This window comes from Gudongella sp. DL1XJH-153 (assembly GCF_049310905.1).
GTDB lineage: Bacteria > Bacillota > Clostridia > Tissierellales > Tissierellaceae > Gudongella.
This window is the reverse complement of record NZ_JBMEMN010000003.1, coordinates 98,082-123,252: the sequence shown is the minus strand read 5'-3', so window position 1 is coordinate 123,252 and position 25,171 is coordinate 98,082. Positions and strand designations below refer to the sequence as shown.

General features: G+C 38.7%; 28 protein-coding genes. 24 read left to right on the top strand and 4 right to left on the bottom strand.

The features are described from left to right. Positions 1-1,175 precede the first annotated feature (1,175 nt). The 4 genes from ACOEN1_RS03055 (at position 1,176) to ACOEN1_RS03040 (ending at position 3,080) form a co-directional block, all read left to right on the top strand. Positions 1,176-1,628 (top strand): GNAT family N-acetyltransferase, encoded by a 453-nt coding sequence (locus tag ACOEN1_RS03055; protein ID WP_422484946.1) that lies wholly within the window; start codon positions 1,176-1,178, stop codon positions 1,626-1,628. Positions 1,629-1,713: 85 nt separating this feature from the next. Continuing rightward, the gene (locus tag ACOEN1_RS03050) at positions 1,714-2,025 is read left to right on the top strand and encodes a hypothetical protein (RefSeq protein ID WP_422484945.1); all 312 of its coding nucleotides are present in this window, start codon (positions 1,714-1,716) and stop codon (positions 2,023-2,025) included. Positions 2,026-2,158: 133 nt separating this feature from the next. Beyond that, a complete protein-coding gene (locus tag ACOEN1_RS03045; RefSeq protein WP_422484944.1) occupies positions 2,159-2,614 on the top strand; it encodes a GNAT family N-acetyltransferase in 456 nt (151 codons plus the stop codon). 280 nt (positions 2,615-2,894) lie between these two features. Next, positions 2,895-3,080, top strand: a complete 186-nt coding sequence (locus ACOEN1_RS03040) for a DUF4177 domain-containing protein (RefSeq protein WP_422484943.1) — start codon at positions 2,895-2,897, stop codon at positions 3,078-3,080. A 79-nt stretch (positions 3,081-3,159) separates the two neighbouring features. Here ACOEN1_RS03040 and ACOEN1_RS03035 read toward each other — a convergent pair whose 3' ends face one another. After that, positions 3,160-4,713: an IS1182 family transposase gene (locus tag ACOEN1_RS03035; RefSeq protein ID WP_422484942.1), complete on the bottom strand. Its 1,554-nt coding sequence runs from the start codon at positions 4,711-4,713 to the stop codon at positions 3,160-3,162. Between the two features lie 234 nt (positions 4,714-4,947). Here ACOEN1_RS03035 and ACOEN1_RS03030 point away from each other — a divergent pair, with 234 nt between their 5' ends. The 7 genes from ACOEN1_RS03030 (at position 4,948) to ACOEN1_RS03000 (ending at position 9,805) form a co-directional block, all read left to right on the top strand. Continuing rightward, positions 4,948-5,733: an alpha/beta hydrolase gene (locus ACOEN1_RS03030; protein WP_422484941.1), complete on the top strand. Its 786-nt coding sequence runs from the start codon at positions 4,948-4,950 to the stop codon at positions 5,731-5,733. A 135-nt stretch (positions 5,734-5,868) separates the two neighbouring features. Further along, on the top strand, positions 5,869-6,093 hold the full coding sequence (locus ACOEN1_RS03025; RefSeq protein ID WP_422484940.1) for a DUF6199 family natural product biosynthesis protein: 225 nt from the start codon (positions 5,869-5,871) through the stop codon (positions 6,091-6,093). Between the two features lie 43 nt (positions 6,094-6,136). Continuing rightward, positions 6,137-6,484, top strand: a complete 348-nt coding sequence (locus ACOEN1_RS03020) for a hypothetical protein (RefSeq protein WP_422484939.1) — start codon at positions 6,137-6,139, stop codon at positions 6,482-6,484. 26 nt (positions 6,485-6,510) lie between these two features. Beyond that, complete coding sequence (locus ACOEN1_RS03015; RefSeq protein WP_422484938.1) at positions 6,511-6,933, top strand: PPC domain-containing DNA-binding protein; 423 nt, start codon at positions 6,511-6,513, stop codon at positions 6,931-6,933. A 264-nt stretch (positions 6,934-7,197) separates the two neighbouring features. Continuing rightward, positions 7,198-7,527, top strand: a complete 330-nt coding sequence (locus tag ACOEN1_RS03010; RefSeq protein WP_422484937.1) for a DUF3870 domain-containing protein — start codon at positions 7,198-7,200, stop codon at positions 7,525-7,527. 84 nt (positions 7,528-7,611) lie between these two features. Then, a complete protein-coding gene (locus ACOEN1_RS03005) occupies positions 7,612-8,964 on the top strand; it encodes an aspartate aminotransferase family protein (protein ID WP_422484936.1) in 1,353 nt (450 codons plus the stop codon). Positions 8,965-8,989: 25 nt separating this feature from the next. Further along, positions 8,990-9,805 carry a 3-keto-5-aminohexanoate cleavage protein gene (locus ACOEN1_RS03000; protein WP_422484935.1) on the top strand — a complete coding sequence of 272 codons (816 nt, stop codon included), beginning with the start codon at positions 8,990-8,992 and terminating at the stop codon, positions 9,803-9,805. A gap of 58 nt (positions 9,806-9,863) precedes the next feature. On the opposite strand, the gene ACOEN1_RS02995 is transcribed toward ACOEN1_RS03000, so the two are convergent. Further along, a complete protein-coding gene (locus ACOEN1_RS02995; RefSeq protein ID WP_422484934.1) occupies positions 9,864-10,835 on the bottom strand; it encodes a DapH/DapD/GlmU-related protein in 972 nt (323 codons plus the stop codon). 227 nt (positions 10,836-11,062) lie between these two features. On the opposite strand from ACOEN1_RS02995, the gene ACOEN1_RS02990 reads away from it, so the two are divergent. Next, positions 11,063-11,368, top strand: a complete 306-nt coding sequence (locus ACOEN1_RS02990; protein WP_422484933.1) for a TIGR04104 family putative zinc finger protein — start codon at positions 11,063-11,065, stop codon at positions 11,366-11,368. Positions 11,369-11,397: 29 nt separating this feature from the next. After that, positions 11,398-11,970: a nitroreductase family protein gene (locus ACOEN1_RS02985; protein WP_422484932.1), complete on the top strand. Its 573-nt coding sequence runs from the start codon at positions 11,398-11,400 to the stop codon at positions 11,968-11,970. 9 nt (positions 11,971-11,979) lie between these two features. On the opposite strand, the gene ACOEN1_RS02980 is transcribed toward ACOEN1_RS02985, so the two are convergent. Both ACOEN1_RS02980 and ACOEN1_RS02975 read right to left on the bottom strand, forming a co-directional pair. Beyond that, a complete protein-coding gene (locus ACOEN1_RS02980; RefSeq protein WP_422484931.1) occupies positions 11,980-12,531 on the bottom strand; it encodes a GNAT family N-acetyltransferase in 552 nt (183 codons plus the stop codon). Between the two features lie 20 nt (positions 12,532-12,551). Beyond that, positions 12,552-13,220, bottom strand: coding sequence for an RluA family pseudouridine synthase (locus ACOEN1_RS02975; RefSeq protein ID WP_422484930.1), 669 nt, complete (start codon positions 13,218-13,220; stop codon positions 12,552-12,554). 128 nt (positions 13,221-13,348) lie between these two features. On the opposite strand from ACOEN1_RS02975, the gene ACOEN1_RS02970 reads away from it, so the two are divergent. The 11 genes from ACOEN1_RS02970 to ACOEN1_RS02920 all read left to right on the top strand — a co-directional run bounded on the left by ACOEN1_RS02970 (position 13,349) and on the right by ACOEN1_RS02920 (position 25,151). Next, on the top strand, positions 13,349-14,434 hold the full coding sequence (locus ACOEN1_RS02970; RefSeq protein ID WP_422484929.1) for a hypothetical protein: 1,086 nt from the start codon (positions 13,349-13,351) through the stop codon (positions 14,432-14,434). Beyond that, the gene (locus ACOEN1_RS02965) at positions 14,434-15,378 is read left to right on the top strand and encodes a hypothetical protein (protein WP_422484928.1); all 945 of its coding nucleotides are present in this window, start codon (positions 14,434-14,436) and stop codon (positions 15,376-15,378) included. The genes ACOEN1_RS02970 and ACOEN1_RS02965 overlap by 1 nt, the downstream gene beginning before the upstream one ends. Further along, on the top strand, positions 15,362-16,636 hold the full coding sequence (locus tag ACOEN1_RS02960) for a B12-binding domain-containing radical SAM protein (protein WP_422484927.1): 1,275 nt from the start codon (positions 15,362-15,364) through the stop codon (positions 16,634-16,636). Before ACOEN1_RS02965 ends, ACOEN1_RS02960 begins: the two co-directional genes overlap by 17 nt. Positions 16,637-16,640: 4 nt before the next feature. Further along, positions 16,641-17,255 carry a class I SAM-dependent DNA methyltransferase gene (locus ACOEN1_RS02955; protein ID WP_422484926.1) on the top strand — a complete coding sequence of 205 codons (615 nt, stop codon included), beginning with the start codon at positions 16,641-16,643 and terminating at the stop codon, positions 17,253-17,255. Then, complete coding sequence (locus tag ACOEN1_RS02950) at positions 17,255-18,619, top strand: B12-binding domain-containing radical SAM protein (protein ID WP_422484925.1); 1,365 nt, start codon at positions 17,255-17,257, stop codon at positions 18,617-18,619. The genes ACOEN1_RS02955 and ACOEN1_RS02950 overlap by 1 nt, the downstream gene beginning before the upstream one ends. Beyond that, positions 18,619-19,941, top strand: coding sequence for a B12-binding domain-containing radical SAM protein (locus ACOEN1_RS02945; protein ID WP_422484924.1), 1,323 nt, complete (start codon positions 18,619-18,621; stop codon positions 19,939-19,941). Before ACOEN1_RS02950 ends, ACOEN1_RS02945 begins: the two co-directional genes overlap by 1 nt. A gap of 11 nt (positions 19,942-19,952) precedes the next feature. Next, a complete protein-coding gene (locus ACOEN1_RS02940; RefSeq protein WP_422484923.1) occupies positions 19,953-21,329 on the top strand; it encodes a B12-binding domain-containing radical SAM protein in 1,377 nt (458 codons plus the stop codon). A gap of 68 nt (positions 21,330-21,397) precedes the next feature. Next, the gene (locus ACOEN1_RS02935; RefSeq protein WP_422484922.1) at positions 21,398-22,345 is read left to right on the top strand and encodes a glycine betaine ABC transporter substrate-binding protein; all 948 of its coding nucleotides are present in this window, start codon (positions 21,398-21,400) and stop codon (positions 22,343-22,345) included. 17 nt (positions 22,346-22,362) lie between these two features. Next, positions 22,363-23,514 carry an ABC transporter permease gene (locus tag ACOEN1_RS02930; protein ID WP_422484921.1) on the top strand — a complete coding sequence of 384 codons (1,152 nt, stop codon included), beginning with the start codon at positions 22,363-22,365 and terminating at the stop codon, positions 23,512-23,514. Beyond that, on the top strand, positions 23,507-24,436 hold the full coding sequence (locus tag ACOEN1_RS02925) for an ABC transporter ATP-binding protein (protein WP_422484920.1): 930 nt from the start codon (positions 23,507-23,509) through the stop codon (positions 24,434-24,436). Before ACOEN1_RS02930 ends, ACOEN1_RS02925 begins: the two co-directional genes overlap by 8 nt. After that, positions 24,423-25,151 (top strand): ABC transporter permease, encoded by a 729-nt coding sequence (locus ACOEN1_RS02920; RefSeq protein WP_422484919.1) that lies wholly within the window; start codon positions 24,423-24,425, stop codon positions 25,149-25,151. Before ACOEN1_RS02925 ends, ACOEN1_RS02920 begins: the two co-directional genes overlap by 14 nt. The last annotated feature ends 20 nt before the right edge of the window (positions 25,152-25,171 follow it).

Here is a 25,171-nt window from a genome sequence, read left to right as displayed (position 1 = left end):
AGCGCCGTATACGGAACCGTACGTACGGTGCTGTGAGAGGTCGGTAGATGAAATAATCATCTACCTCCTACTCGATTGTTCTGATGACAACACAGAAATTTTGATCCATAAATTTCTGTGATATGAGTGAACACTTACAGCTTCCCATCCCGCCTCCAACTCATTCATCCTCATCTTCTTCCCATTCTAAGGCTGGCGCAATGCGCCGATCCGCCTTCTCAATCTCTCTTTCCGCCTCTTAAAAGCAGGATAAGAGCAGGATTTAGTAGCAGGAAACTGCACATTTACAGCTGCTATTAATACTCCTTTAACAGCGCCCACTCCGCCTGAAATCTCTGATGAGATCAGTCGAAGCGTGGCTGTCAAAGAAGGGAGGAAGACTCCTCCCTTAAGTGTGATTCTAAGGAGCTGTAATGGCTTCTAAGAGGCTTGAATTAGGGTTTCGTGGGATTGCTCCTCTTTTCTTTTTCTCCTTCTTAGCTTGGCACTATGTGCCAAGTGCCATGATCCTTATCCTGCTCTAATTCCTGCTCAAATTCCTCTTATCCTGATTTCTTTTCCAGGTGCTCTTTCACATGTTTTTATTCTTTTTATCAGGGAAGAACATTTAGCCAATTTGTCTAAATACTCTTCCAAAAGGAGGGGGTTTTGAGGTAAAAAGATGAAAATGAAAAGGAAGAACATTTAGACAGAAAAATGGAGGAAAAGAGTCTGAGATGTAGTGAAGGAGAGGGGTTGAGGTGGGTAGGAAGGGGAAGAGTGAAAAGGAAGGGGATTTTTAAACAGGGACAATTGTTGTGTTCCAATAAAATAGAGTTCTTAACCCAAAAATAAACTTCTAAACACTAAAGAGTAATTCGCAGCTAAACCCTGCGTTTTGCTCTTATTTATTTTCCCACTTTAATTCAGGCAGTTGTCCTCTGTTTAAGGATGCATTTTGAGAAAATTGAAGCATCAATAATTCCAGATATATGGCATATATATCTCGCATGAATGGTATAATGTTGTAAACAGAGCTTAATGATTCACATAAGTAGAATAATGTTAAATATACGCGTATATAAAGTAGGGCTATAATGTCAGTTAAAGAATTATACTTGTGTTAATTTGCTGCTTATTTTTATCAAAAATGTTTTTATGGTTAATAATTTTTTTAGAATAGGAGATGTTATTCAATGAACAAAATAGTAAGTGCATCGCCAAAGGACATAGATTTATTAGCTAGTCTAGAAATCAGATCTGAATCTTATTGGGGATATGATTCAGATTTTATGGATAAATTCAAGAGAATATACTTAATTACTGAAGAATTTATATTAAATAATCCAACTTATATTCTAAAGGACGATGAAATAATAATCGGTTTTTATGGAATATTGCTAGATAATGATGAGGTCTCATTAGAATATCTATTTATAGAGCCTGCGTATATTGGAAAAGGATATGGCAAAATGTTATGGAAGCATGCTCTTGAAGAATGTAAAAAGCTAGGCATTGGAGAGTTTACAATTATAACTAGTCCAGATGCAAGAGGGTTCTATTTGAGATTGGGAGCAACTGTTTTTAGTCAAGTAGATTCATTAATATCAAAGGGAAATAAAACTCCTAAACTTATCTATAGATTGTAATCAAATTTCCATAATACTTAAGAGTGACTTGCTTCACAATTTTTATATAATATCTAGTAAAAATAAATTTATGGAGGCAATCCCTGTGAAGAAATTAGTATTTTATATACCAGCAATTCTATTGGCGATTATCTTTGGATGGTTGGCAACCTCTTTTAGAATTGATCCAATTTCACCAATTGTGCTTGTTTGGATGACTTTGTTTTTAGTAAGCGGCTTTCTACTAAATAACAATAGAGCTTTTGGAGGAGTTTTGGGCATGCTGCCTGGAATTCATATGATTTATATGAGCACTAAGGACACGGGACAAATTATCAATATTGAATTGCCTTTTGGTATTATCATCCTGATTTTTTATTTGGTTTGTAGTGTTTCTGTTCGATATAAGATAAAGTAACCGTGAAATCGGTCTGTTATTATTGCCGTACATTATAAATATAATCCTGTATCTGAAGTTATGAAACATTCATATGGAAGCGGAAAATATTAGAAGAACTAGAGTGTATCTATTATAAAAGAGGGGTAGAACCATGATTGAAATTAGAAGAATTGAGCCAAGAATGACTTACAGCATCAGACATAGTGTTCTGCGTCCACACCAGACACTAGAAGATTGTAAATATGATACAGACTTCGGGGATAACACATTTCATGTCGGAGCTTTCTACCAGGGTAAGCTTATAAGCGTTGCTTCTTTTTGCATGGAAAGGCATCCTGAATTTCCTGTTGAAAAGCAATATCGGTTGAGAGCCATGGCAACCCTTGAAGATTTTCGAAGGTTAGGTGCCGGTAGGTTAGTGGTTAATTACGCTGAAGATATTATTAAAGAGCAGGGAGTAAATTTTTTGTGGTGTAAAGGCAGAACCGATGTGCAAGAGTATTATAGAAAATTGGGGTTTGAAGCATACGGTAAAGTATTTGATTATCCGCCTATTGGGCCGCATATTATTATGTATAAAAATCTAGAAAGGAGAATTTATGGCTAACAAGTTAAACTGTCTAAGATTCGGATCGGTAGTGTAAGTTGAAAAGGTCTAAATTTAAGAATTGGCGAAGCAGAGATATTGCTGCATAGGCTCGCAAACGGTATTGAGGTGGATGTGCATCAGTGCCCAAGCTGTGGAAGAATCCATGACAAAAACTATCCGAAATCTCAATTCTGCAAGCATGATTACATAGCTATATAGAATAGAGATTACAGTATTTGTTAAATGGGTTGTAATGGTAGGATAAGATTTAATATAACAAGCAATGGAGGACAATCTAATGTATGAATATAAATATGTACAGGCGACTTTAGGAGGATTTTTTACGGAAACAAATCATCGAGATATTATTGATAAATACAGTAAGGAAGGTTGGAGATTAGTACAAGTTCTTCCAATAAAATATAATGGGCATGGAAAACCCACAGATTTTGAAATTATTTTTGAGAAGATAACAGAAAGTTGAAGACTAAGACAAGGTTAACAAGCAGTAAGACAAGGGTAAGACAAGGGGACAGGTTGAGACCACTGAAAAAGTCTACTTTTTAAACCAAGATTAAATCAAATTTTACTCTTTTGGTAAATATATCGAAAATTGTTAAGGGAAAATTGAATTTTGTCAATAATTTAGAGGATAGTATTGCTGCTATCCTCTTTAAATTAACTGCAATTGCAGTTAATTTTGCTTGTTTGGACATACTCCCTAGACCATACCCCCGGGCACGATCTAGTCCATGGAAATTTTTCATCTCTCCATTTTTCCATTCCTGACAAGCTCTTTTTTTATACTTTTTGTGGAACTCTTTTGTCTTCTGTTGCTGGCTATAACCATAAAATTCGGGTGTATTTATTCCTACCTCCAAAATTCTAGCTACTTTAGATGAGCTCTTAATGCACTCCTGTCTCTGAGTGCAATTTTTACATATTGATTTTTCAAAGTAATATTTGTATGTCTGTTTACCACTTTTATCATTTCTATGTTTCTTTCTTGCCGTTTTATTCCCTTGATTACAGAACCATTCATCTGAATCTTTATTATAACCAAATCTTTCTTCATCTATCTTGTAAGCCATTTCACTTACTGGAATATAAGGTATTGAGTCTATTTCATTTATTTTATCCAATATTGGCTTCTTGAAATATGCTTTATCTCCATATACTTCTTTAATCTCTAGTCCAGTTTTCTTAGTTAATTCAATCAATTCATTAAATCTTGTACCATCAACATATGCTCCATCAGCTACTGTAATGGCTGTAATGATTCGATTTTCTGTTGTGATTATGTACTCATCTTTATACCCAAAGAAGTGATCTGTTCTACTCTTATGCCCTACGCGGGCATCTTGATCGACAATAGAGCGTGCTCCTCGCTGCTCAATAAATTTTGGATCTTCTAAAATCTGTTTCGCATTTTCCAAAACCTTTTTTGTCTTGGGACACTCTTTAAGTATAATAGCACTTTCAATTTTATTCATTTCAGATTCCAGATAGTCCTTCATTACTCGCTTAGCCTCTTTATTATCTGATATTTCCTTATAATCGGGTATGCTCTGATTGATTTCTTCTGGAAGTAAGCCTACTTCTTTTTCATAGGTTTTAAAAATCTTCTTCGCTAGTCGCTTAATTACCCTCTCTGGAGTAGCCTTAAAGGTATTGGCTTTTGTATGGGTTGCATCTATACTTATTCCTGTATCTTTAATAATTCCCTTTTCTACGCACTGCTTTACAATCTCAACAATGATTTCATCTAACGTTACTTCCTGTAATCTGTGGACTCTAAACTTAGATAGTAAACTTGGGTCTGGCAATGTCTCATCAGGATTGATACCAAGAAACCACATATATGCTAGGTTTAAAGAGGCTTCTTCTATGACTCTTTCATCTGACAGGTTATATAGATATTGGAGTATTAATAGTTTTAGCATAAGTTCTGGATGCTTTGCGGGTCTACCATAAAATTTGTTGTATGATTGTTCCAGTGATTTTGTAATGAAGCCAAAGTCGATAGCGTTATCCAGTAATTTAAGAGTATGATTCTCTGGTATTTTATTGTATAATATTGAGTAGATGCTTAACTGATTATTTTGATCTCTAAGCATTGAAAATCCTCCTTTTGGTTATGTTTTCTTGACAATTACATTATACCAAATTAAGGAGGATTTTTCTTTATTTCTACACTCTTTTATTGCTATTTTTACATATTTTTACATCGTTTTTCAGTGGTCTCGGACAGGTTATTTGTCCTATCAAGGTTACAAGAAGCACCCATGGAAATGGATGCCTTTTTATTTATTACTAAGTTTTGGCAGATGATAAATGCGTAGGATGAAAGGATGAACCACATGGAAGAGCGAATGATAAAAATCCAGGAATTTCCCTCAAGGAGCCTTAATAACACCAGGGAAATCAACATATATATACCATCAAGCTATTATGGATCCACGGAAGAGTCATATCCTGTCCTATACATGCACGATGGGCAAAATATCTTTGACGGAGAAAGAGCCTATGCTGGAGTCGGATGGAGTGTACATGAAGTACTCGATGAGCTGGTTGAGAGGGGAATGATTAGAGAGCTTATTATTGTTGGAATAGACAATATGCAAAAGGACAGACTCAGCGAATATGCCCATACAAATAGTAGGTTCAAGAGAGAGAGAATAAAGGGAAAGGGCAAGCTATATGAAAGGTTCCTGATTGAGGAGCTTAAACCCTTTATAGATTCAAATTTCAGGACATTGTCCGGTCCAGAAAATGCAGGTCTGATGGGATCATCAATGGGCGGGCTGGTAACCTTCAACATAGGATTTCGAAATCCCCATGTGTTCGGAAGGCTTGGAATAATATCCCCTTCCTTCTGGTGGGGCACCAGGGCAAATTTAAAGACTGTGGATATGAACCAGGATGCCATAATCAATAGTCGTATTTGGATAGATATGGGAACCAAGGAGGGAGGATTGGATAGATCCTTTGATAGTGTGGTTGAGCGTATCTTAAGTAAATGCGACGGTTCAAAAGAGAACATTGAAGCTCATTGGATAATGGGAGCGGGGCACACAGAGCTTGATTGGCAGAGACGGGTCCATTGGCCCCTGATTCACCTGTTTGGACTTGAGTGAAAGGAAAATATTCAAAATTGAACATTTTGTTGATAGATAGGGTATTATCATTATGATTGATAGTATTTTAATAAGTCCAAGTAATATTTCCGGGTTGATATTACTGTGAAGATGAATTAATTCAAAGGAGAGTTTATGGTCTATATTCTTACAATGGCATTGATTTTCGTGATCGTGGGAGTATTTCAGCTACTCTATCCTGCGAAATTCTACATGTTTGGTAGAAAGTGGATGTACAAAGGTAATTATGAATTAAGCGGAGCAGGGATATTTTTTATTAGGATTTCAGGAGTTATTTTACTAGGAATTTCAATATATGGTTTCTATTCCGCAATTGTGGAATATCTTTATGGACAATAACCAGAATATTTGATTCTAAAGCTTAAGCCAAAGGAGTGAAAGGATGAAAAAAAGCCATAAGAGCACCCTAAAAATATTAGTGCCAGCAGTTATTATTGAGCTATACTTTTTTTATAGAAGTGGTTTTGGAATGAGTGAGATGTTCTTCTTTGTTTGGTTTGTTGTATTTGGTACATTTTTCGCATTTCGTTGGATAGGCGGAAGTGCAAGTCCAATGGGAATTGGAGGAAGATCAGAAAAATTTCTGGCCGCCAAATTCACTGAAAGCATGTTTCCAGATAAAAATGCAGATAAGTTTAAAACAAGTGACTTTAGTATGGATCTCATATTTATGTTTCTTGCAATAGCAAATCTTGGATTGTCACTTTTGTCATATTACATAGAACGGTAGAAGTAGAATCTGAAAGGTGTGATCTTATGGAATTTACAAAGTTTGGAAACAAGTATATAGTAAGACTGGACAAGGGAGAGGAAATTGTTGAGACCCTTAAGGAGTTTTGTAATCAACATGAAATAAGGCTTGGATGGATAAAGGGAATCGGAGCTGTAGGAGAAGCGACTGTGGGACTTTTTGAAACAGCAAAAAAAGAGTATCATTCAGTTGATCTGGAAGGTGATTATGAAATCACTTCACTTCTTGGAAATATCTCAACTATGAATGGTGAGACTTATCTTCATTTGCATATAACCCTAGGTGATGACAAGTATAAAATCCTGGGAGGTCATTTTTCAAGAGGAGTCATAAGCGCTACGGGAGAGTTTCTAATCGAGTCAATTGATGGGGAAGTGGACAGGGAGTTCAATGATGAAGTTGGACTGAATCTTTATAAGTTTAAATAATGAAAATTTATAGAAAATTTAACAATCTTTTCTTGTATAGGTAAATGTACTGTGATATAGTAATTTAAAGAAAACAGAATATTGAATTAGTTGCTTTGCCATGAGGGTTTCACTTCCCGTGAAGCCATAATCCGGTAAAACCCAGCTCAAAATAGTAAACACTATTTTTGGGCTGTTTTTTTTTACCGATAATGCTAAGGTGGGACACTACCAAAAGGGAGGTGTGTATGAGATAATATAAAGAAAAAAACGGAGAGTGATACCATGAAATATTCCAAAAATACCATTTATGTAAGTAGCTATGCAAAGCTACCTGTTGGAACTCCATCAGAAAATGTATACAAGTCTCTTGATATCGGACTCATAATAAGCACTGAAACAGGTATAATTGAGAATGCCTCGGTTACATTGTTGACAGATGTTGCTGCAGAATTTCTGATAAACATAGTAGTAGGATTCAATATATATGAGGATAATCTTAATGTGCTGTTGGATGAAATCGGGAAAAGATATCATGGATCGGCTCAGAAGGCAATAATGGTAGCCATCAAAAAAGCTGTTGAAAAATATGAATCAATTATTTCAAGTATTTAGTCTGATATAATTGAGACTCGATTAAGCTGGATTTTTTGTATTCAGTTCAATTACAAACCATTGAACTGAAGAAAGGGGATTGAAATGAGTCTAAATAAAGCACCTAAAAATCACGTTTTTTACAGAAACCAGAATTGGCATTATCCCAGAATTGAAAGAGGAGAGGGCATATACCTTTATGGCGAGGACGGAAGGAAGTATATAGATGGATGCTCCGGATCGGCTGTTGCAAACATTGGCCATGGAAACAAGGAGATTGCTCAGTTTGCCAAGGAGCAGACTGAAAGAATAGCGTTTACACACCTTTCAAGATGGACAGTTGATGTTATTGAGGACTGTGCTGAAAAGGTTGCCAGCTGGTGTCCTGATGGACTTGAATACGTATACTTTGTATCAGGTGGCTCAGAGGCAACAGAAACTGCAATGAAGATGGCAAGACAATATTTTGTTGAAAGAGATGGAGTACAGTCAAGCAAGTGGAAGGTTATATCCAAGTGGAATTCCTACCATGGGGCAACATTGGGTGCGCTTTCAATGACTGGAACAATCGGCAGAAGAAAGATTTACGACCCTATGCTTACAAACTTCCCTAAAATAGCTCAGTTTTACCACTACAGAAATCCGTGGGGAGCAGAGACGCTTTATGAGACAAGTGTTCTGGCAGCAAAGGAACTGGAAACAGAAATACTTAGACACGGAGCACAGAATATCGCAGCATTTATAACAGAGCCAGTAATTGGATCTGCTGCACCTGGAGCATATCCTGAGAAAATATACTTTGATATGGTAAGAGAAATCTGTGACAAGTACGATATCCTGCTTATTATGGATGAGGTTATGGCTGGTTCAGGTAGAACGGGAAAGACAATGGCCTCAGAGCATTTCGATGTGAAGCCTGATATCATAGCAGTTGCAAAGGGACTAAGCAGCGGGTACACACCACTGGGAGCTGCGGTCTGCAATGAAAAGGTATTTAATGCGATTATGGTTGAAGGAACAGGAAACTTTATTCATGGACACACATATGCATCGAATCCATTATCTTGTGGGATTGCACTTAAGGTAATGGAAATAATTGAAAGAGAAAAGTTTATTGAAAACGGAGCTGCTCAGGGAGATTACCTGATCGAGAAGATGCAAGACCTTTACAAGTATCCAATAGTTGGAGACATAAGAGGAAAAGGACTTATGATTGGAATGGAGTTTGTAAAGGACAAGGAAACTAAGGAGCCATTTGATCCTTCAATGAAGATGAATGCAAAGATAAACAATGCCTGTATGGAAGAAGGACTGGTCCTATATCCAGGTGGGGGATCTGCAAATGGAAAGGGAGACCATGTTCTAATAGCACCTCCGATAAATATAAGCAGAGAAGAAGTGGACACATTGTTTGAAAAGATGGAAAATGGAATCAACAAAGTCTGCGATAGCCTTTAGTATAAGGTTTTGAAAGGGGATTGTCATGGAAAAACTTATTGTAACAATTGCACTGACTGGTAATGTGCCAACCAAAGAACTTAATGAAAGCACTCCCGTAACAACAGATGAAATAGTCTCAGATGCCAAGGCTTGTGCCGAGCTTGGTGCATCGGTAGCACATATACATGTAAGAGATGAAAATGGAATGCCTACCAGTAGACGTGATCTGTTCGAGAAGGTTGTAAATGGAATGAATGAAGAAAAAATTGACATAATCAAACAGCTTTCAACTGGTGCTAGAGGTGGAGAAAATACAGTCGACTGGAGAGGGCAGATGCTTGACCTTAACGTGGAAATGGCAAGTCTTGCTACTGGTTCATCAAACTTCCCATCAAGTGTAAACGCCAATTCGCCTGACTTGATAAAAGAACTTGCACAAAAGATGCTGGATAATAACATAAAGCCGGAAATAGAGATATTTGATACGGCAATGCTATCAAATGCACTTTTCCTTGAGAAGAAGGGAATTCTCAAGGGGCCACTTCATTTCAATCTGGTAATGGATGTCAAGGGATCATTGCCAGGCACTCCAAGGAACCTGATGTTCCTGGTTGAAAGTCTTCCAAAGGGATCAACCTGGACGGTTTCAGGAATTGGAAGGTCACAGGTTCAGATGATTACCATGGCCATTGCCTTGGGTGGTCATGTAAGGACAGGACTTGAGGACACGATTGAATTTGAGAAGGGAATTGCAGCTACTAACAAGATGCTGGTCCAAAGGGTGGTAGATATTGCCAAGGCTGTTGGTAGACCAATCGCCACAACTGATGAAGCCAGAAAGATATTGAATTTAGTTTAGAAAAAAGTCTGTATGGAATGAAATATTTCCATACAGACCTTTTTGGTTCTATCGAAAGCTATAATCTTATTGCCCAGTCAGGTCTTTTTAGAGTAGTCTCATTTGTCCCCACAGATTTAGCAGGAAAACCCTCAAGAATCTCATTATCTTCAAAGACACTCCTCTGCTTGACAAGGGACCCGGATGTAACAAGGGTATTGCTTCCAAGCCTGCTGTAGTCACAGACAATAGCTCCTGATTCAACTACACTTCCCTTGCCGATCGTTGTGCCATGAATTATGCATCCCGGTCCGATTGTAACATCATCCTCGATTATGAGTTGATTGTCAGGAAGAAGGTGGAGTACTGTATTTTCGAGGATTTGTACATTAGCACCGATTATTACTGGACCATGGGTATTCCCAATAATTCTTACTCCAGAAGCGATAATTGAGTTTTCCCCAATTTCAACATCTCCGTTTATTTCAGCTGAGTTGTATATGTATGCCGAGTCCGAAACGTTAGGATACTTGCCGTCTAAAGTATATAGTTTTCCCATAATATCACTCTCCTTGCCATCAATATCGATTATATTCTCCTCAAATGGAGAAATAGAGGTATCATTTCCTCTCATCCTTTTTATCATATTTCTATCATCTTCAGTAAGCTTTCTAATAACACGTCCAGGCCTTCCAACTACAACTGATTCATCTGGTATAACTGCATCTTCTGGTATTAAGGTTCCCTCACCAAAAATGCACATATTACCCACCTTTGAACCTGGAAGGAAAGTGCTTCCATTTCCAATTTCACATAAATCTCCGATTTCTGTACCTATGGCAATGCATTTGTGACCAAATACAGTCTTGCTACCTACCTTAAGAGGATTCTTTCTTGTGCCTAAAAGCACCGAATTTTCAAGAACCCATGTCTTGTTTCCAATTTCAACAGAGTTGTCATTTGATCTTACCACTGAACCCTGTGCAATGTAGGAATCCCTGCCAAGTCTTGCTCTGCCAATCAGTCGGGCAGATTCATCAATTTGGATCATATTACCGAGCCTCCTTTTTAATTGATTGCTCCTTGTTTTTATTTTACCTTTAATGAGCTTGAAATAACAGATGAATTTCTCAACTCACATTTTAATAATTTGATATGGAGCAATATTTAGCTACAGGAGCAGGTTTCTGATGTTGTAAATAGCTATAAATAGGGTAGTATGAGAGTAAATGAAATTATATTCAATGAATACTACAAGCTAATATGAGGGAGGTTCATATGAAAGTTCAAAAGTGCATTAACTGTGGAACGCAGTTTAGATACAAATCCATTCAAAAATCAATATGGTCTGGATACAAGGATATTATATGCTTTAACTGTGGAGCAATACATGAATTCAGGACGATTTTCAGGATAAGTGTCTCAGTCCTAATAATTTTGCCTGTATTTTTCACAAGGTTTGTGAACTCTGTTACACCAACTATATTATGGGCGTCTCTGATGTATTTTGGATATCTATTTGTAGTAATTGGGGTTATACCTTATGTTATAAGATACAGACTAAAGATCAATAATCTAGAGTAAGAGACCGTAATAAAGAGAGGAGAGTTGAAATGTTAAAAGACCTGGTATTGAAAAACAGAACCTATCGAAGATTTTATGGAGATGAAGAAATCAGCAAAGATACCTTGAAGGAGCTAATCGACCTTGCTAGGCTTTCATCTTCAGGAGCCAACTTGCAGCAGCTGAAATACATAATATCCAATACACCTGAAAAAAACCAGATGATATTTGAAGAATTGAAGTGGGCTGCATATCTCAAGGACTGGGATGGACCAGTTGAAGAGGAAAGGCCATCTGCATACCTTGTTATGGTTGCCGACAAGGAAATCGGCAGCAATATCTACTGGAATCATGGGATAGCCTGCCAAAGCATACTTCTTGGGGCTACAGAAAAGGGACTTGGAGGCTGCATGTTTGGAGCTTTTCACAAAGAAAACCTAAAGAACAAGCTAAATATTCCCGACAGATACGAAATAATACTTGTAATGGCACTAGGAAAGCCCAAGGAGGAGGTAGTCCTTGAGGAACTCGGTCCAGATGGCGATATCAAATACTGGAGAGATGAAAAGGGAGTACACCATGTACCAAAAAGGAAGCTTGAGGACCTAATCCTTGAGCTGTAGACTATAGAATTAAATATTCTTATTCAGGAGGACCATATGAATGTGGTCCTCCCATTTTTCGTTGATTTTCAGGTAATCTCGTGATATCCCCTCGTTCTCAAATCCAAGTTTTTCAACAACCCTAAGAGACCTTGAATTTCTGGGCATAATATTTGCTTCAAGCCTGTGCAGCCCCATATCATCGAAGGCTATATGGATAAGCTTCTGCAGGGCTTCTGTTGTATATCCCCGGTTCAGATAGTCCTTGTCCAGCCTGTAGCCAATAAAGGATGACAGAAAAGGGCCTCTTATTATATTATCCAAAGCAATAGTGCCAATAACCTTTTTTGGTTCATCCTTTTTAAAAACCCAAAGCCTAAGCATTAGACCTTCAATATATCTTTCATAATCTTTTCCCAACAATTTCTTTTGATTGGAGAGAGTGTAGTAATAATCTGACCGATCTGTTTCCCACTCCCGAAGGAAGTCCTTGTTTCTTATAAGGTAGTCAAGAACAAGCTTTGCATCTTTTGGTTCAAGGATTCTTAAAATCAATCTTTCGGTATAATATACTTCTTTCACTCTTGATCCCCTCCATATTATTATATATCTGGCATTTGAAATAGATTCCAGGGAAAGATATGACCGGGAACAGAGTAGAAGGAAACCTTTCTTCCTCCTGGGTGTCTGAATTTGAGTCTGTGTGACCAGAGCGAAATCTGGCTCCATTCCTTCCGTTTTGTAAAGGCCTTGTTATATTTGGTGTCTCCCCACAGGGGCAAACCGGCATTTGCAAGTTGCACCCGAATCTGATGGTGCCTACCTGTTTGTAGGATTATATGAAGAAGACTCAAGCTTCCGAACTCATCGGTGTCAACAGATTCCAAAAGTCTGTATTCAAGGATTGCTTTTTTTGAACCATTGTCATCTTCTGAAACAACCTTGCTCATATTAACTGTCCTAAGCTTCTTTAGATAATCTACAAGCTCTTCGTTATCAAGATCAGGTTTGCCACAGACCACCGCGAGGTATTCCTTGTGAAATGCCCTGTCTGATATGGCTTTGGACAACCATGAGTTTGCATTCTGGGTTTTTGCATAAACCATCACACCACCTACAGGTCTGTCCAGTCGGTGAACTACTCCGAGATATTCCCTGTCTAGAGCTGTCATCATATCCATATCACCTGTCTTGTCACTTTGACAAGGTACTCCCGGTGGCTTATCAACTACAATTATTTCATTGTCTTCCAGAAGGACATTAATATCCATTTATATTTATACCTCCATTTTAGTTTCTTATTCTTAATTATACAGCAATTGCCTCTAGGTTACATCATTGTAACGCGAAATATCAGAGTGTTCATGGTATAATCAATGTGAAGGAAATGAGGTATGTTATGAAAAGTTTGATCCAGGCTGACACAAAAAAACTTAAGAAAGAATTTCTTGACTTCTACATAGATCAGTATAGAAATCATCCACTAAAAAGGGACTCAATGTCAGGGCTCCTTAAAGGGATTCTCTTTGAAAGCTCTGAGCTTTCAAAGGCCGTAAAAGCTCATCCGGTAATGGTTATGGATGATGATAAGATTGTCCTTGTGGCGGTTCTTGCCCATGTGGATAGGATGGCTGATTACTTACAAATAGCTTTCTTTGAATCACCAGAGTATGATATGGAAGCTTTCAGTTTTCTTATGGAGGAATCCCTGATACTTGCGCGAAAATATGGCTCAAGTAAAATAAGCGCCTCTCTTAATATCCATGTAAACTATGGCCTGGGATATCTATATGAGGGCTACGAAAAGCCACAGAGCTTTGGAATGGCTCACAACAAGCCTCATATCCACACTTACTTTGAAGAGTATGATTTCATGAGAATTGAGATGGTAACATTCAAGAAGGATATGGATAGTCTGGAGACCCTGCTGCCTTCGACATTGAAGAAAAGGGTCAGAAGCAAATATTCTGTTCGTCCGGTTGATTTTTCGAAACTAAAGGAAGAGTCAGCTACATATACAAGAATAAATAACGATTCATTCAAGGATCATCTTTTTTATTATAGAAGGGTGCAGGAAGAAGATTTGGAGCTCTTTAAGGATTTTCGATTTTTGCTGAAGCCTGAGAACCTTTTATTTGTTCAGCGAGATGGCAGGGATGTAGGTTTTATGCTTTGGTATCCGGATTTTCACCAGGTAATGAGTGAGAAGAGAAGCATAGGTGCAGGAACTGTATTAAGCTATAAGCTTAATCCTTACAAAATTGACACCTTTAAGATTGTGGAGATGGGAGTTGTCAAGGAGGAACAGGGAAAAGGAGCAATACTTGCCCTTTTTGATTATTGTCAGGGAATTACAAAGGGAAGGTACAGATATTTTGAATCGGGATGGGTTTTAAAGGAAAATCTCAGATCCAGATCCTTTGGAGACAAATGGTCGGACGGAGTGTCAAAGACCTTTGCCGCATATGTAAAGGAGCTGGTCTAGTGAGGGATTCAGAGAGTTCACAGATTAATGATCTTAATATAGATGGGAATTTCAAAGACTTCTTGATGCTGCTTCAAAAAGTCAATCCCTGTGGACAGAAATATCATTATGAGAATTCAACACTTATAGTATCCTACAAGCTAAAAATGGATATTTTAAATCTTTGGGGAAAGCTTTCCCTTAAGGTAAATACAAATGTTGTGGGGCTTCCCATATCCGTCTCAAGACCAGGATATTTGGGTGATGAAGCTGATGTTGAGAGTTTTCTGTCCAGACAGAAAGGGCTATGGATAGTGCTAAATGGAAATAACAGCTTTTCCACAACTGCAAAAACCCTATCTACATTTGTTTTCAAAAACAACTTTAAAGCCTTCAATGATTATCTGTCAGCATTAAGAAGTCCATACAGACGAAGGATAAGCAAGGCATTGAAGGTGAGACAATTGATTTCAATCCAAAAAAGTATTTTCACGACAGAGCATTATCTGTTATACAGGGATGTTTTGGACAGGTCAGAGCATCCTCTGGAAATTCTCCCAATTGAGTTTTTCAAGGAATACGATGGGGACATATACGATTTCAGGTCAAAAGAAGGCGACCTGCTGGCATTTGTTCAGACCAGTATTCAGGATAGGCAACTTGTATTCCTATTCTGTGGATTCAGGAGGGAAAATGTTGAGAAGTATGATTTATACTTCAATATGCTCCTTTGGATAATCCAGATGGGAATAGAAAATGGTGTGGATGAAATAGACTTTGGGCAGACATCTGAGGAAAGCAAGCTTAAGATCGGCTGTGAGGAGAGGGAGAGATACCTTTTTATCCATCACCACAACTGGATTATAAGATTGGTTCTTAGGAAGTTGTTGCCTATGTTCTCTTACAAATCATACCCTATAAATCACAGGGTTTTCAAGGAGGATCCTTATGCTGATATTTCTTGAAAAAGTAAGGAAGCGGACTGTGTTTTCTATTTTTGAACCCATAATTACTGAACCTCTTGAACTTCTGTACCTAAAATCAGTGCTTGATAAGATGGGAATTAAAAACAGAATGGTCGATCCTCTTTTTAAGCTTAAAGAACCTGAGAATGAAATTCCTGATCTGGTCATCCTTACAGGCTACAATACAGCTCAGGATGAGATCAAATTACGGGCTGCATGGTGGAAAAAGAGAAACAAAGAGACTCTTGTAATGGTAGCGGGTGTTCATATTCAGCTTAATAGAACTGAGTTTAGACAGGAGAATATTGACTTGGTATTTCATTCCCAGGACCTTACAGCATTCAGGGATATAGTATCAATAATCAATAAGGCGGAAATGCCTGAATCAATCGATGGGGTTGATATTAATATAGGAGAAGGGAAATGGAGTCTGGGAAATACGATTCCTGTAGAGTATCCGGAGAAAGTAAATCCTTCAAGAAAATTCTTCGAAAAACACAGGCAAAAACTAAGATATGTAGACAAGAGGGACCTGGCGTTAATAAAGGGGGGGAGAGGCTGTCCATATGGCTGCTCCTATTGCTATTGCAGAAGCCTTAATGATAATGTATACGTCAAGCCTGATTTCCGGGAAATGTTTGGTGAAATGAAAGAAATCGACGCTGATAATTTCTGGATTGTCGATGATGTGTTATTGACTGATACAAGGGATGCACTCCAGTTCATAAAGGCGTCAAATGAAACTGGTTTTACAGGGAGTATCATTGCCTATCTGCGAGCGGATTTCATAGCTGGTGAAAAGTACCTTTTGCCTGAATTATATAAGGCAGGACTTCACGAGGTTATCATTGGATTTGAGACTCCTGATGAGAAGGAGCTTCTAGACTACAACAAGAGAATGGCAAACGGCATCTACTCAGATGCCATAAGTCTGCTCAGGGAGAATAATATTTCTCTTACGGCTCTTTTTATGGTTCATCCTGACTACGACCTGAAGGAGTTCTTAAGACTCTGGAGATTTATTGGTAAGAACGGATTGGATCTTTATACGATTTCAATATTTACGCCCCTGCAGGGAAGCGATGGGTTTGAGGAGTACAATAATAAGTTGATTACAAAGGATCCTGGAAAATTTGATTTTCTACATCTTGTACTGCCGTCAAAACTACCGAAACCAATATTCTATATACTATTCTATTTAAGTCATGCTAGACTACTCCTATCCAGGAGAATCTGGAAATATATATTTGCGAGGTAATAAAATGAAAAAAGCTATCTGGGATTTCTGGGCAAAGAGGTATCACAGACTCTGGGTACAGAAAGAATCCCTTAAACCGACAAGAGAATATGTAGTGGATATAATACAGCAGGAATTCAATTTTGGTTCAATGAGTTTTCTTGATATTGGATGTGGGCCTGGAGAGCTGATAAATCTGGTTAAGGAAAGAATAGAGAATGCCAGGATTACTGGAGTTGACTTTTCAAGAGGAATGCTTGAAGCTTCAAAAAAGAAGAATAAAGAAGCCAGGCATCTGCTTCTTGATGCAGAGAATCTTTCGGAAATAAAAGAAAAGTATGATGTCGTGGCTTGTACTCATTCATTTCCATACTACAGAGACAAAATAAAGGTACTCAATGAAATAAACAGGCTCGTAAAATCTGAAGGGAAATTCATAATTGCATTTGCAAGTGCAAACAATCTATACGATAAAATGGTCATGTCACTTGTAAAACTTACAACAGGACCTGCACAGTACCCTTCAGATGAAGAATTCAGAGATATGATCAAGGGGAATTTCGCGGTTGAATCGAGGCATATCATCAGAGAAAGCTTCTACATGCCTACTATTTCTGTCTATGTTCTTGGGAGGATATGATGAAGATACTGCTTGTAAGACCTAAGCCACACAAGGAAACAATTGGATTAAAGCATGTAATGATATGCGAACCCCTTGAACTTGAATACCTTGTTTCAAATATTCCGGAGGAATTGAAGGGAATATGCCAGGGTGAAATAGTTGATATGATTCTTGAAAAGAAAACTTTCAGAGAAATACTCCAGGAAAAGGAACCGGATATGGTGCTTTATACAGGATATATTACCCATGTAGGAACCATCAGGGAGATGGCTGGTCTTACGAAATCTCATCTGCCAGATGCCATAACTGGTGTTGGAGGAGTGCACGGTGAGGTGGTTCCGGAGGACTTCTTGGACCCAAATATTGACCTGGTATTTGGACGAAATGGAGTAGAAGCATTTCAAAGTACTTTAAGAGGTTTGCTATCGGGAGAAACCCTGGAGAAGATTAAAAGAGATAATTTTGAGATTTCAAGGAAGGAACTTGATTTTACTCTGAATACACCAGATAGAAGCAGTGTATCCAGGTATAGAAAAGATTATTACTACATGTTTCATAATCCCTGTGCCCTTATTAAGACATCCTACGGTTGTCCATACAACTGCAGCTTCTGCTTTTGCAAGGAGATAACAAATGGAAATTACCATTCAAGGTCAATGGAATCCGTAATAGAAGAAATAAAGCAAATACCCGAGGAAGAAATATATATAGTTGATGATGACTTTCTATTTGGAAGGGAAAAATTGTTGAAATTTGCGGAACTGCTTAAAAAAGAGGGAATAGACAAGAAGTTTCTCGTATATGGAAGAGCAGATTTTATTGTGGAGAATAGGGATATTATGGAACTCCTCAAGGATGTGGGTCTAAGAGCTGTAATAGTAGGGATAGAATCAATCAGGGAATCCGATTTTGTGGACTATAATAAGAAGACATCAAGAGAAATCAATGAAAGATGTATAGAAACACTTAATAAACTTGGTATCGAGCTCTATGCAACCATGATAGTTCCACTGGATTTTTCAAGGGATGACTTCAGGCAACTGACAAGATGGCTTAGAAAACAAAAAGTGACATTTGTAAATCTGCAGCCTCTGACACCACTTCCGGGAACTGAAATTTTCGATAAGTACAGGGACAAGCTCCTTTATGACAGGACAGAACACCATGTGTTTGATATGGCCCATGTTGTCTTAAAACCTGAAAAGATGAGTGTCAGGATGTTCTACTTAAGATTGCTCCTAAGCTATTACAGTGTTGTTACAAGACCTGTAAATATCATTAGGCTTATTAAGGAATATGGAGTAGCTGCAAATATAAGGATGCTCAAGGGAAGCCAGATGGTAAGCCTTCAGTATTGGAAGAAGATAGCGAGGGGATACTGATGAAGAAGCTGCTTTTAATACAGCCAAGTCCTTATGACAGTAATAAGATGCCAATAAAAAAGAAAAGACTATATTTTGTTGGACTTTCGCTGCCACTACTTGCTGCCATGACACCACCTGACTGGGAGGTTGAACTCATATTTGAAATAATAGAGGATATTCCTTACGATACTGATGCAGACCTGATTGGAATCAGTACAATGGGACACGGTGTCATTCGGTCAATCGATATTGCCAATGAGTTCAGGAAAAGGGGAAAGACAGTGATTATGGGCGGTTATATGGCAAGCATTATGCCACAGGAAGCCATGAAACACTGTGACTCCTTGGTAGAAGGGGATGCAGAACTGGTGTGGGAGGATCTGATCCAGGATTTTGAAGCTGGACAATTAAAGCCACACTACAAAAAAACACTTGAAAAAGGCTGGTTTTCGACCCCAAAGCCCAGATTTGACTTGGTGACAAACAAGAAGATTGGGGATTTTCTTCCTGTACAGGCAGGAAGGGGTTGCCCCAATACCTGCAGTTTTTGTTCAGTTGCTTGCCTGTACAAGGGAAGCTATGTAAAAAAGCCGCTACATGAGGTAAAAAGGGATTTGGAGCAGATAAAATCACTGGGATTCAACAAGGCGCTACTTCTTGATGATAATATATTTTCTGACAGGGAGTATCTTGGAGAACTACTGCAGGTGCTTAAAAAGCTTGACCTTAAGTGGATGAGCCAGTGTGACATAAGAATAGGACGGGAGGATAGCCTTCTTGAAGCCCTTGCAAAAAGTGGCTGCACAACATTAAGCTTTGGTCTTGAAAGCATATCCAGGGAGAGCCTTGTTGCCATGAATAAGGGATGGGCAAATCCTGAAGAGTACACTAAACTTATCGACAACATAAGAAGCCATGGAATCGATGTATCAACGGAGATGGTTGTTGGGGGAGAAGGGGATACCCTTAAGTCAATAAAGGAGACAAGGGATTTTATTGAAGAAAACAAGATATCAGTGCCTAGATTCTATATTCTCACTCCATTTCCAGGGACAAAATTCTTTGAAGAGATACAGGAAGCGGGTAGGCTTGAGAACAGGGATATCTATTCCTATGACGGAACCAGTGCTGTCTACACTCCAGCCAATATGACATCCAGTGAATTGACTGAAGCCTACTGGAATCTTTATGAATCCCTTTTTACTCTGGGATCGATTTTTAGGAGGAACATCATAAAGAAGGAGTTTTTAAGGCAACCCCTTACATATTTGTTCTATGGGGGAGTGAATCTATACTACAGACACCAGATAAAAAAAAGGATAACCCCCAATATATTTTAAGGGAGGACAAAATGAGGATACTATTGGTAAGACCCCCTAGAATCAAGCAGGCAATAACCCTTGGCAGCTTCATGTTTTCAGAGCCGCTCGGCTTGGAGATGATATATGGAGTTCTAAAAAAAGATCATCAGGTAAGAATCGTCGACATGATGATAGAGGAGGATCTCCTTAAGGAGCTTCAGGATTTTTCACCTGAGATTGTTGGGATTACAAGTCTCTGCATAGATGTTGAGAAAGTGATTTACATAGCAAAAAAAATCAAGGAATTTGATGAGAATATCAAGACTCTTGTGGGAGGAACCCAGAGCTTTTTATTCCCTGAGAGTTTCTTCCATGAAGAAATCGACCATATTTTCAAATACACGACAAAAGAGAATCTTCTTCAGCTCATGCAAAGCCTTAAGGATAATAAAGTAGATATTATTGATGGGATACTTTCAAGAAGTTTGTCATATCACGACACAGGACAGAAGGGGAGAAGCCAGTACCTTTCTCCAGATCGTGAATCCACTGAAAAATATAGAAATCTCTACTCATATTTCGGCTACAGACCAGCTGCAATAATGGAGCTTGGAACAGGCTGCTCAAAGACCTGCGATTTCTGCCTCAGGTGGAGAATTGAAGGAGCCAAAGAGGAGATTATTGATAGAGATATCTGGATGAATGATCTGCTATCGATTAAAGAACCTACAATTATGTTTATCGACAATGATCTTTTCACAGATGATGAAAAGGTCAAAGAGCTTATAGAAGTAATTAGGGAGAATGGGATAAAAAAGAACTACATCGCCTACGGATCGGTAGCGGGAATCCTTCGGCACAAAGAACAGGTAGAAGAGATGGCATCCCTTGGACTCAAGGCTCTGTTGGTGGGTTATGAGACATTTAGCGATAAAGAGCTTATCAATTATCGTAAAAAATCCACAACAGATGAAAACCGTGAAGCGGCAGCATTCTTGAAAATACTGGAGATTGATGTATGGGCATCATTTATGGCTCATCCTGACTGGGACAGGCAAGACTTCAAAAGCTTCAGAAGATATATAAAAGAACTGGCGCCAGAAATTTCTTCAATAAATCCCTTGACTCCTTTTCCTGGTCTGCCAATGTATGAAAAGTACAGGGAAAGACTTCTTTATGTTGCGGATGATTATGACAAGTGGAGCTTTGGACAGGTAATGATCAAGCCCTCCAAGATGACATTGAAAGCTTATTACAAGGAATTGTTAAAGACCTATATTTACATAAATATTGCTCTTAACAGAAATACAGAGATGATAAAAAAATATGGACTCTTTAATGTGCTGAGGATCCTAGGAGGATCCATTGGTGCATCATCTAAATATATCAAATTGATGTATGGCAGCAAGGCAAAGGTACCTGATTAGATAAGGTGTGTAAGGGTAAATATTTTCCATGGAATACATTGTTAAAGTATGAAATGGAGGAGAGAAAGATGAGCAAAAAACTCATAATAATAGTTGGATTAATGTCTTTGATTTTGATCTTGTCATCATGTGGAGCCGATACAGATCAGGCTGTAGTAAACCAGGATGATGAAATAGTGCTTGGATCATTTGTAGACACCGAAGGTGGTATTCTTGGGAACATGATACTTTTGGCCCTTGAGGATAATGGATATGAAATTGTGGATAAAGTTCAGTTTGGGACACCAGATGTTCACAGAAATGCATTGCTTGAAGGAGAGCTGCATATTGGAGTGGATTACACCGGTAATGGTCAGTTCTACTCTGAGGGTTATGAGGAAGATCTGTGGAGAGATGCTGACGCAGGCTACCAGGCAATCAGAGAGTATGACATGGAAAACAACAACCTTGTGTGGTTGTCTCCAGCAAAGGCTAACAATACAGAAGCACTTGCAGTAAAAAGAGAGTTTGCAGAAGCCAACGATATTACAGATATGTATGATTTTGCTGAATATGTAAACAATGGAGGGTATGTGAAGTTCATTACAAGTCAACTTTTTGCAGAAAAACAGACTGGACTTCTAGGAATGGAAGAAGCCTATGGTTTTTCACTTTCGCCTGATCAGCTTATTATGCTTCCACATGGTAATACAGCTGAGACACTAAGTGCCTTGGCGAATGAAACAGATGGAGTCAATGTTGCGCTTGCCTATGGAACAGATGGTTCAATAGCAGATCTGGATCTAGTGGTAATAGATGATCCGCTATCAATACCCCCTGTATACGAGCCTTCTGCAATAGTAAGAGGTGAAGTTCTAGAAAAGTATCCTGAGATTGAAGTAATAATTGAAGATGTTTTTGCAACATTAACTCTTGAAAATCTTCAGGAAATGAATAAGCAGGTTATAGTTGATGGAGCTGTACCGAGCGAGGTTGCACGGATGCATCTAGAGGAGAATGGTATATTGGCAGAATAAGTCAATAGGGTGATAATATGACTGATAAAAAGGACAAGGTTTTAATCCTGATATCCACATTGGGAATAGGAGCGTTTTTGTTGTTTCCCCTTGTTGAAGCCAAGCCCAACAGGATAGTGACCGGTGAGAAGCTGTCCGCCTTTGAATATCTTGGAGGATGGGGAATTGTTTTGATTATGGGATGGGTCATTTTAATGACCCTTTCTTTGTATGCAACAAAAAGAAAAAATGGGTTTGTTTCCATTACAGGATTTGTTTTGACTATGGGGTTGATATTCCTGTTGCCTCTTGGAGCAAGGGGAGACTTAAATACAGGGGGAGCTTGGAGAGTAAGCCTTTCATCGGGATTCTACATTCAAGCCTTTTGTCTGTATATAATCCTTTCTACCTATGTTCCCAAAGCAAGATGTAAGACCTGGTTAAAGCTTTTAACAGGAATTGGCTTTATATTAATTCTTGGATTTGCTGTATATCTTGGATATTTTGAAGATTTATCAATAATCAAGGAATACAATGCTCGCAAGACCCAATTCTACAACAATCTTTATATCCATGGGGTACTGTCTTTCGGATCCGTTTTTGCGGGGGGATTGATTGCAATTCCATTGGGATACATTGCATATTCAAAAAGAAGGCTAGAGGGGAAAATCATGGTTCCCTTAAGCATCATCGAGACCATACCAAGCCTATCACTATTTGGGATATTACTTGTACCGCTTTCGGGCCTGGGTCAGCTTCAAATCTTTAAAGCCATTGGAGTAAGTGGAATAGGATGGGCTCCAGCATTTGTAGCACTTACACTCTACACACTTCTTCCAATCGGACGAAATACCCTTACTGGATTTCATTCAATAAATCCTGATGTGATCCAGGCAGCAAAGGGAATGGGGATGAACAAACGAAAAGTACTCCGAAAAATTGAGATACCTCTGGCATTTCCGGTAATATTTACAGGAATACGAATAGCATTTATCCAGACCATTGGAGGAGCGGTGCTGGCAGGTCTGGTAGGTGGGGGTGGAATGGGGAGTTTTGTTTTCCTTGGCCTTGCAGAGGCATCACCTGATCTTATTCTACTTGGAGTATTGCCAATAGTATTCTTAACGGTGGCTTTGGATTATTTCCTTAAGGCCGTTGAGAAATCAGTAAGGAGGGCTATCTATGATTGAGATTAAAGATGTTACCAAGAAATATGAAAACTTCAAGGCAGTCGACAATCTGTCCCTCCACGTAGACAAAGGCGAGCTCCTTGTAATTTTGGGACCATCTGGCTGTGGGAAATCAACAACGCTGAGGCTTATGAATAAAATGACTGAAAGGACCTCAGGAAGTATAAAAATCAAGGACAAGGATATAGATTCTTTCAAGGAAGAAGACTTGAGAAAAGGGATAGGCTATGTTATACAGAGCATAGGGCTTTTCCCACATATGAATGTTTGGAAAAATATTGCAACTGTGCCCCAGTTGTTGGGATGGGACAAGGAGCAGATTGACAAGAGGGTTGATGAATTGCTGCTTCTGGTCGGTTTGGATCCTGATAAATATCAGAAGAAAAAGCCATCACAGCTATCTGGTGGAGAAGCTCAAAGGGTTGGAGTAGCAAGGGCTCTTGCATCAGATCCTGATATAATTCTTATGGATGAACCCTTTGGAGCCGTGGATCCAATAAACAGACTAAGGCTTCAAAAAGAATTCAGGCAGATTCAAAGGCGTCTTCAAAAGACAGTTGTGTTTGTTACTCATGATATTGATGAAGCGATTCTTCTGGGAGATAGAATTTGCATCATGAATCATGGGAAGGTTGTCAGTGTTGATACCCCTGAAAATGTAGTGCTGAATTCTACAGATGAATTTGTGGATAGCTTCTTTAAAGGTGAAGGTATCCTCACAATACTATCCAGAAAGGATGCGAAGGATTACAAGGAAAATATTCCAAGTGATGGAATTGAACTTTCCAAGGGGGCTACTTTGAAAGAAGCTCTTTCACATATGCTCCTGACAGGAGAGGACAGGGTTTCCATTGAAGGAGGAAGCATTTCCTTTAATAGGATCCTTCAGGTGGTAGGGAGGGATATAAATGAAAAGATTTAGTAAAAATCTTATCGTCGCCCTTATACTGACGGCTGTTTTGGGACTTATCATCTTGTATTCGAAAGAGTTTGAATCTATTCTCTATAGATATTTCAGTTCCAAAAGCACAACCGGATCCAGGACACCTTTGCTTGTGTATTTTATGCAGCATATCTGGATGGTCCTAATTTCAAGTATCATAGCGGTTGGAATGGGTGTAAGCCTAGGAATTTTTGCTACAACAGACTTTGGAGCTGAGTTTAAGGAACCCTTGATGAAGGCAGTAAATCTTGGGCAGGCATTCCCGTCACCGGCTCTATTGGCCTTGGTTGTACCAATACTTGGATATGGCTACGAAGGAGCCCTGATTGCTCTTGTTGTTTATGCTCTGATGCCCATAGTATATAATGTTGTGGTTGGAATCCAGGAGGTTTCGGAGGATGTTGTAGATGCTGCAATCGGTATGGGTATGACCCCAGTGCAGCTTTACAAAAAAATAAAAATCCCCCTGGCACTAAATGTAATACTTGGGGGAATCAGAACGGCTCTCGTTATAAATATTAGTGCGGCAACCCTTGCTGCAGCTGTAGGTGCAGGAGGTCTGGGCGTCCTTGTTGTAAATGGAGTGAGAACATTTGACATGGTACAAATTCTACAGGGAGCAATCCCGGTAACAATAATGGCTGTCATAGTTGAACTGGTCTTAAAAGAAGTCCAGGGTCGACTATCCTACTAGCAAAAGTGCCCAGGGGGACG